Source organism: Binatus sp. (SeqCode) (assembly GCF_035272065.1).
Classification (GTDB): domain Bacteria; phylum Desulfobacterota; class Binatia; order Binatales; family Binataceae; genus Binatus.
Map to the genome: position 1 here is coordinate 1 of NZ_DATEQZ010000083.1, position 7,849 is coordinate 7,849.

Genomic DNA, 7,849 nt, shown 5'->3' on the forward strand with positions numbered 1-7,849 from the left:
GCGTCAGCATCGTGCTCTGTGCCCGATCGTATCCTCGCATCTTCCGCTTCCTCCTCAACCCAACTGGCCTCGTTCCACTATACCGATGCAAAACCTTCCGTCGATCCCATCGAAGAGGCGTTTCTCAACACCCTGCTAGAAAGGTGCAGATATCCGCGAAATAGGTCAGGGTTCCCATCCACATCGAGTCGCGGGGCAGGTCGCCGAAGTCGTGCTTCGCCAGGTTCTCGAATTCCGCTCTCGCGTCTGCGGTCAGACCCAATTCCGAATAAATCACCGCCAAACCAGGTCGCCACGCTGCATCAGCGCTGTTTTGCTGGACGAACATACGAACGACCGGCTCGACTTCCTTGAGCCGGCCCTGCTCGCGGCGCAGCGCAAACATCTGGAGCCCAAAAACGCCAGCGGCCGTTTCCGCTTGCATACTCCGCGTGATCACGAAGGTATTTTGGGCCAGGCGCTCGCTGTCTTCGAAGCGACCACTCATCAACGCCCGCATGGCCCGCAACATTTCGCAGATGGATTGATGAAAAGGTTGGTTGGTCTCTGCCGCCCAACGCCCATACGCTTCGAAGTCCTCGTCGGCTCCCGCCGTATCTCCCAATTCGAGCAGGCAGTACCCACGCCAGAAGTGCTGCGAGTACGTAAGGTTTTCGACGTCCGCCGCCTTGGCGAGGTCCTGCATTTCTGTCGTGATGGCAAGCCGCTCGTCGGCGTGCTCCGGTCCCGACAAGGCGTAGAACATTCCCAGCAGGCTGTAGCTGACTAGCTTCGGATCTCCGATGCGTCGAGCCATGGCCACTGCCTGCGGAGCATACGACATCAACTTTTGCCTCTCACCGGTGACTCCCAGGAAGCGGGCCAGGCCGCTCAGCGTCCTCGCCTTGAGGGGACTATCATCCGGGCCGAGCTTCTGCAGCGCTTCTTCGAGTAGTTGAAGTGCTTCCGGCGCGGGAAAACCGGTGGTGTGGGTCATATGTACGAGCTCCAACGCCGCACTGATCACGTTTTCGGTTGACCCAAGTGATTTGGCGGTTTCGGCAGCACGCAGAAATGCTTGGTGGGCTTTAGCGAATTCGCCTACCCGCACTCGCCCCACGCCAAGTAGCAATAGCAGCGCGAAACGCCGAGCTTCGTCCGCGGGCCGACTCCGCTCAGCTACGTCTGGTGGCGAGCCGAGCAGTTCGAGCCCCTTCTCAAGCTGGTCGATGGCTTCCAGGTTTGCTGAGCGCTGGAGGGCTCGCTCACCCGCCCTTTGCCAGTACGGAACCGCTTCTGCTCCCAGTCCCGCCTCTGTGAAGTGATGGGCGATCAGCTCCGGCTGAGTCTCCACCGTTTCAGGGAATCGTACTTCGAGTGCGCGCGCGACGCGCTCGTGCAGCACTCTGCGCCGTTCCATCAACGCCGAGCCCGACGCGACCTGCTGCGACAGCGCATGCTTGAAGACGTACGCGACGTCCCCCACCGCGGGTTGCTCGTAGATGAACTCGGCAGTCTGCAAACCGGCAAGCAAGCTGTCGAGTTCATCGTCGGATTTTCCCGATACCGCTCTAACCAGCCCGAGCGGGAACTCCTTCCCAATTATCGCCAGCGTCTGCAGCAGGTCCTTCTGCTCGGCTGGCAGCCGATCGATACGCGAGGCCAGCACGGCCTGAACCGTCGATGGGATCTGAATCGTATTGAGAGATTTGGCGAGCTTGACCGCGCCGTTGCGAACCAGCGCGCCTTGCTCGAACAGCGCCTGCACGATCTCTTCGATGAAGAGCGGATTGCCTTCGGTCTTCTCGATTATCAATTGCTTGAGCGGCGCGAGTTCGCGCCCGTCGTCGAGCAGCGCGTTCAACATTTCCTCGCCGGTCTCGGCGCCGAGCGGATCGAGCCGCAGTTGCGTGTAGTAGGTCTTGTTGCCCCAGTTGTGAGTGAACTCGGGCCGGTAGTTGACCAGCATCAGCACCCGCGCCGTGCCGAGAGATTCCGCGAGCAAGTTGAGCAGCGCGTGTGAACCTTCATCGACCCAGTGCAGGTCCTCGAAGATCGCTACGAGCGGCTGATGAAGGCTCTCACGAAGTAGTAGACGCTTGATCGCATCCAGCGTGCGGCGCCGCCTGATTTCGGGATCCAGTCGCGCGATTTGATCGTCACTCTCCGCCACCTCGAGCAACGTGAAGAGATAGGGCAGGGTGTCTTCCAGCGCCCGATCGAGGATCAAAATCTTTCCACCGATTTTCTCGCGCCGCCGGCGCGCATCATCGTCGGGAGTGATCTCGAAATAATTCTTGAGCAGGTCGATTAGCGGAAGGTATGCGGAGGCCTTGCCGTGCGAGACGGACAAAGTCTCGAGCACCAGGCACCCCGGCTGCCCGGCCGCGCGGAACTCGAAGAACAGCCGCGACTTGCCCACTCCGGCTTCACCCACCGCGGCGACTAGTTGACCGCGCCCGCTCTTTGCGAGTTCGAGTGCGCGCTTCATCTGCTCGAGTTCGGCTGCGCGGCCGACGAACCTGGAGAGCCCTCGCCGCGCCGACGCCTGCAAACGCGTGCGCAGCGGGCCAAGCCCCGTCACCTCGTGGACGGTTACCGCCTCGCTGACGCCCTTTACCCGCGTGGGACCGAGTGAGCGGAAGGTAAAGTATCCCTCGCAGAGCTTGCGCGTATCCTCCGTCGTGGCGATCGAGCCGGTTGGCGCAACCGTCTGCATCCGCGACGCCAAGTTGTTGGTATGCCCAATAGGGGTGTACTCCGCATGCCCCGCGGCAGTCTGAATCGCGCGGACCACGACTTCGCCAGTGTTCACGCCGATGCGGATCTCGATCGGGGCGCGACCCCGCTCGCGCAGCGTCGCTCCGTAGCGGCGGAGGTCTTCCTGCATCCGAATCGCCGCGTACAGCGCGCGTTGCGGATGGTCCTCATGCGCGAGCGGAGCGCCGAACATCGCGAAGATGCCGTCGCCGGTCGACTGCACAACATAGCCGTCATAGCGATGCACCGCATCGATCATCAGCTTCAATGCCGGATCGACGATCGCCCGCGCCTCCTCGGGATCAAGGTCCCGCTCCAGCTCGGTCGACCCCTTGATATCGGCGAACAGGGCGGTGACCGTCTTGCGCTCGCCCTCGAGCGCTTCCGGCGAGCTGCTCTCTTGCGCGACGCGCACGTTGGAGGCCGATTCCAGGGGCGACGAAGTCGCGGCTGCTGCGCCCGCACCATTTGTTAGTGGGGTCCCGCACTTGCCGCAGAAATCGGAGGTTGGCGGGTTCTCCGCCTTGCACTTCGCGCAATGCCTGGCGAGTGCATTCCCACACTTCGCGCAGAAGTTGCTGGTCGAGGGGTTATTCGTCCCGCATTTCGAGCAGCGCATCGATCGTTACGCAACCTCGCTCTTCGATGCGCGAGTATCGGCGTGAGCTGACACTCGGCTTGCTACCTGCCTAACCGGCTACGGCGTATAGCTGCCAGACATCGGGCACGCCCTTGAGCTGGTGGGTCCCTCGGTCGCTGAACTGGAGTCCTGAGCCGACGACCAGGTCCTTTACCGTGCGCGACACGAGTACTTCATCGGCCGCGGCGAGCGCGCCGACGCGGGCGCCAATGTGAATAGCCAGACCGCTCAGATCGTCGCCTTTAAGCTCGATCTCGCCGGTGTGCAGGCCGGCACGTATCTTGACCCCGAGATCCTTCACTCCGTCGCGGATCGCGCGGGCACAGAACACGGCGCGCGCGGGACCATCGAAGCGCGCGAAGATTCCGTCGCCCTCGGTACCGACTTCGATTCCGCGGTAGCGTTCGATTTGCCGCCGAGCCAGGCTGTAGTAGTTCTGCAACACTTCGCGCCACCGGCGATCGCCCAGCTCTGCCGCCCGCTCGGTCGAACCCACAATGTCGGTGAAGAGCAGCGTTGCGAGGATCCGGTCGTTGGCGACGGCCGAGCGGGTGCCGGTCACGAACTCCTCAACCTCGGCGACGATCCGATCGCCACCGGCGAACCATGGAAAGTGATCGATGCCATCGAGCGCGACCAGGCGCGCGTGCGGCAGATGCTCCGCAAGGTATTTGCTCTGATGCTCGAACATAGACCCGTTGGCCGCATGCATGACGAGACATGGCGCCTGCACGCTCGGCAGCGCTGCGCGAACGTCGGTTTCCAGCAGAGCTTCATAGACGGCACGGAATCCACCGGGGCTATTCGACGCACGCTCGACCCGGCCCCAGAGCTCGCGCACGTGGGGGTCGCCGGCTCGGGACGCGCCGAAGCCGCCCAGGGATGCACCGGTGCCATACTGCTCGAGCATGTAGTTCGTGAATTGCTTGTGAACGTCAGGCGACCACATGGGCGTTTGACCCGGCACTCCTCCGTAGCGCACGAAGGTCTCGTACAAGACGATCGCCTCGACACGGTCCAGATGTGTGGCGGCGAACAGAAGGCTGATAGGACCTCCTTCCGACACGCCGAACAGAACGGCGCGCTTACTGCCGGCCGCATCCATAACCGCCGGGATGTCATCGATCCTCTCTTCGATGGTGGGTGCGCCCGCGATGCGATCTGAGAGCCCGTTGCCACGCTTGTCGAAGACGATCACGCGCGCAAACGAAGCGAGGCCGTTCAGGAAATCGGTGTAGCCCGGCAGCTCATGGGAAAACTCCAGATGGGAGATGATCCCGGGGACGTAGATCAGGTCGCGGGGGCCATCGCCTATAACCTGGTAGGCGATGCTGATGTCGCCACTGCGGGCGTAGCGCGTTTCGTAGTGCACGCCCGAATCTACGGACATCCGCGCCGCATAGTCAACTTAAACGAGGACTATGCTGACTTGGCGACTGCCTTGCCCGGCACAAGCTGGCACTCGATAAACTTTCCGCCCCTCATTATCACGTCGAGATTGGCGCGATCCTGCAGCACCGTAATGTCGCGCACCGGATCGCCGTTAATAACCAGCAAGTCGGCCAGCTTGCCCGCTTCGATCGTTCCGAGATCGTCCTTCATGCCGAGCATCTCGGCGCCGTTGCGGGTCGCCCAACCGATGACGTCGAGGGCTGGAATTCCCGCGCCCTTGACGTAAGCCTCGAGCTCCTTCGCATAGTCGCCGTGGACCAGGCCGGCGACGCCGAAATCATCGCCGACCACCAGCTTGACGCCGGCCGCATTCGCCTTGGGCACCACTTTGTACGAGTGCTCGAGGCCTCGCTCCAATTCGTCCATTCCAGGCATCGCGGATTTTCCGCTCCGCCGATTCCGCTCGACCGTCATATACGGGAAGTAGAGGCTCGGGGTGACGAAGGTTCCCTGCTTTACGAGGCGCTCGATACATTCGTCGTCCATCATGTCGCAATGGTCGATGAGGTCGAAGCGGGCGTCGAGCGCGGCGATGATGCCGCGCTTGGAAATGGTGTGCCCGCGGATTCTCTTGCCGCGATCATGCGCAGTGTCGGCGGCGGCATTAATTTCTTCGATCGTCATCGTCATGACATCGGCGGACCCCAGGCCATGGCCGCCGGTCGGATTGACCTTGATGATTTCGGCGCCCTCCTTGATTTCGCTACGCACGGCTTTGCGGAACTCGTCGGGACCGTCGCAGATCAGAACGCCCCCCTCGAGATGCAATTTCCACCAGGTCGGATGGACGTCGACCGAGTCGCCGGTGGTGATGAGGTCTTGTCCGCAGGGAACAAAGCGTGGTCCAGGTATCATGCCCGCTTCGATCGCGCGTTTGAGAGTGACGTCAATATTGTGCAGCGTGCCCGCGCTGACCGCTCCAGTGAAGCCGATCGCAATAGCAACTCGGCATTCTCTGCGGCGATCAAAGTGAGCATCGTCGCGGGATGCTTCAAGTCGATATCTTCGATCTGTTCTTCAGCGTAGGCGACGTGATAGTGACACTGGACCATCCCCGGCATCAGCGATCGGCCGGCGAGGTCGTAGACCACATCGTTGCCGGAAGGTTTCGGCGCGTCACCGTTGGTTGCTACCGCGGCGATGCGATCGTCCTCGACCACGACGGTCGCATTTTTCTTCGGCGCGTTACGGCCGTCGATCAGATTCGCGCGGCGAAAGAAGATCCGTCCCATAGCAATTATCCTCCGTGTCCCCACTTAGCGCAGATCGACTCCGGTATCCATGAAAACTCGATCGAAGTAGTCCGCGTCGCGTTGCAGGCCACCTAGGCCAAATAGCCGAAAATGATTCCGGAGATGGAGCCCTGCACCATCCAACGCTGGGTTCCAAGGGGTCACCCCTTGGCGTGCGCCGCGTAGGCGTGACTTTTAAGCACGACCTGTGAGACGGGCGCGCTCGAGTACGCCTTCGAAAATTCGGACCGCGACCGCGTCAACGAGCATCCCGCCCGCGCCTGCGGCGCCTGCGCCGTCGCGCGTCGCGGCCTGGTAGGCCTCGGACATCTTGCGCGCGTTTTCTATTTCGTGCGGCGTCGGCGCGAACACGTCGTTGGCAATTTCTATCTGGCTCGGGTGGATCGCCCATTTGCCGACGGCGCCGAGCGTCGCCGCCCACGTCGCCTCGCGGCGGTACCCGTCCGGATCTCTGAAGTTGCCGAAGGGTCCGTCGATCGCGTCGATGCCATTGGCGCGGCATGCGGTGATCATCCGCACGCGCGCGTGATGCCACATATCACCGGGATACCTAAGGGCGGGATCGCTCGCGACGCCAAAGCGCATCCCCTGGCTCGCCGACAGATCGCCGAAGCCGAGGATAAGGGCCTCGAGCCGCGGCGACGCTGCCGCAATTTCCTCGACGCGCGCCAGCGCCGCACTCTCCTCGATCAACGCCTCGAGGCCAATCCTGTTTTTCAGATGAAGCTTCGTTTCGAGCTGCGTCAGCAGCGTGTCGAAGAACCAGATGTCGCGCGGCGCCTTCGGCTTCGGCACGATGATGACGTCGAGCTTGTCGCCCGCGCCCTCGACGACTTCGATCACATCGTCGTGCGCCCAATGCGTGTCCGCGCCGTTGACCCGCACGGCGCGCACTTTTTTGCCCCAATCGAGATTGCGCAGCGCATCGACTGCGTTCTTGCGCGCACCTTCTTTCTGCGCGGGCGCGACCGCATCTTCAAGATCGAGAAACACCATGTCGGCCGCGGTCGCCATCGCCTTCTCGATCATCTTCGGACTCGAAGCCGGCGTCGAAAGCTCGGAACGTCTTAGTCGAAGCGTCATGATTGCTCCTTGCGCGCGTTTGATATTCCCGCGTCGGCGAGAACCTGCTCGGTATGCTCCCCGAGGCGCGGCGCGCGCGCATAAATTCCCGACGGCGTGCCCGTCAGCTTTATCGGACATCCCGCTATTGTCAGCGGCGGATTGTCCCCGGGCTGTTCGACCTCGACCAACATGCCGCGCGCCCGCGGCTGCGGGTCCTCGAAAATATCTTTGGCGGTGTTGACCGGGCCGACCGGCACCTTGCCGCCGATGGCGTCCACGATTTCGCGCGTGGCGTGCGACTTCGTCCATTCGGTGAGGATGCCACGCACGAAGTCGGCATTTGCGACTCGCCGATTGAGGTTTCGAGTGCGGTCGTCGGTCGCGAGCTCAGGCCGACCGATCGCCTCGCACAGATTCTTCCAATGATTCTCGCCGGGCGCCGCGATCGCGACCGCGCCGTCACGCGTCGGAAAAATATCGAACGGACAAAGCACCGGCGTCCCGTTCCCGCCCGGCTCCCTGATGACGCCGCTGCTTGAGTAGGCATAAACGATCATCTCGCACAGCGCGAGTATCGCGTCATACATCGAGACGTCGAGGAACTGTCCGTGGCCGGTCCGCCGCGCCGCATGAACCGCGGACACCACGCCCAGCGCAGCGAGCGTGCCGGGATAGATGTCGCCGACTCCCGGGCCGGCGC

Annotated in this window: 6 protein-coding genes and 1 pseudogene; all 7 read right to left on the reverse strand. The window is 62.5% G+C overall.

The features are described 5' to 3' along the window. Window positions 1-124 precede the first annotated feature (124 nt). The gene (locus VJX68_RS15475; RefSeq protein WP_324096615.1) at window positions 125-3,154 is read right to left on the reverse strand and encodes an ATP-binding protein; all 3,030 of its coding nucleotides are present in this window, start codon (window positions 3,152-3,154) and stop codon (window positions 125-127) included. A gap of 126 nt (window positions 3,155-3,280) precedes the next feature. Then, window positions 3,281-3,358 (reverse strand): annotated as a pseudogene (locus tag VJX68_RS19375) (zinc-ribbon domain-containing protein); the annotation flags it as partial. Between the two features lie 70 nt (window positions 3,359-3,428). Next, entirely contained in the window at window positions 3,429-4,769 is a 1,341-nt protein-coding gene (locus VJX68_RS15485) for an adenylate/guanylate cyclase domain-containing protein (RefSeq protein ID WP_324096617.1), read from the reverse strand. Between the two features lie 29 nt (window positions 4,770-4,798). Further along, complete coding sequence (locus VJX68_RS15490) at window positions 4,799-5,770, reverse strand: amidohydrolase family protein (protein ID WP_324096621.1); 972 nt, start codon at window positions 5,768-5,770, stop codon at window positions 4,799-4,801. Beyond that, the gene (locus VJX68_RS15495; protein ID WP_324096618.1) at window positions 5,683-6,063 is read right to left on the reverse strand and encodes a hypothetical protein; all 381 of its coding nucleotides are present in this window, start codon (window positions 6,061-6,063) and stop codon (window positions 5,683-5,685) included. Before VJX68_RS15495 ends, VJX68_RS15490 begins: the two co-directional genes overlap by 88 nt. Before the next feature lie 195 nt (window positions 6,064-6,258). Further along, window positions 6,259-7,167, reverse strand: a complete 909-nt coding sequence (locus VJX68_RS15500; protein WP_324096619.1) for an HpcH/HpaI aldolase/citrate lyase family protein — start codon at window positions 7,165-7,167, stop codon at window positions 6,259-6,261. Next, a partial coding sequence (locus VJX68_RS15505; protein WP_324096620.1) for a CaiB/BaiF CoA transferase family protein occupies window positions 7,164-7,849 on the reverse strand: 686 nt, incomplete at its 5' end. The genes VJX68_RS15505 and VJX68_RS15500, both read right to left, overlap by 4 nt.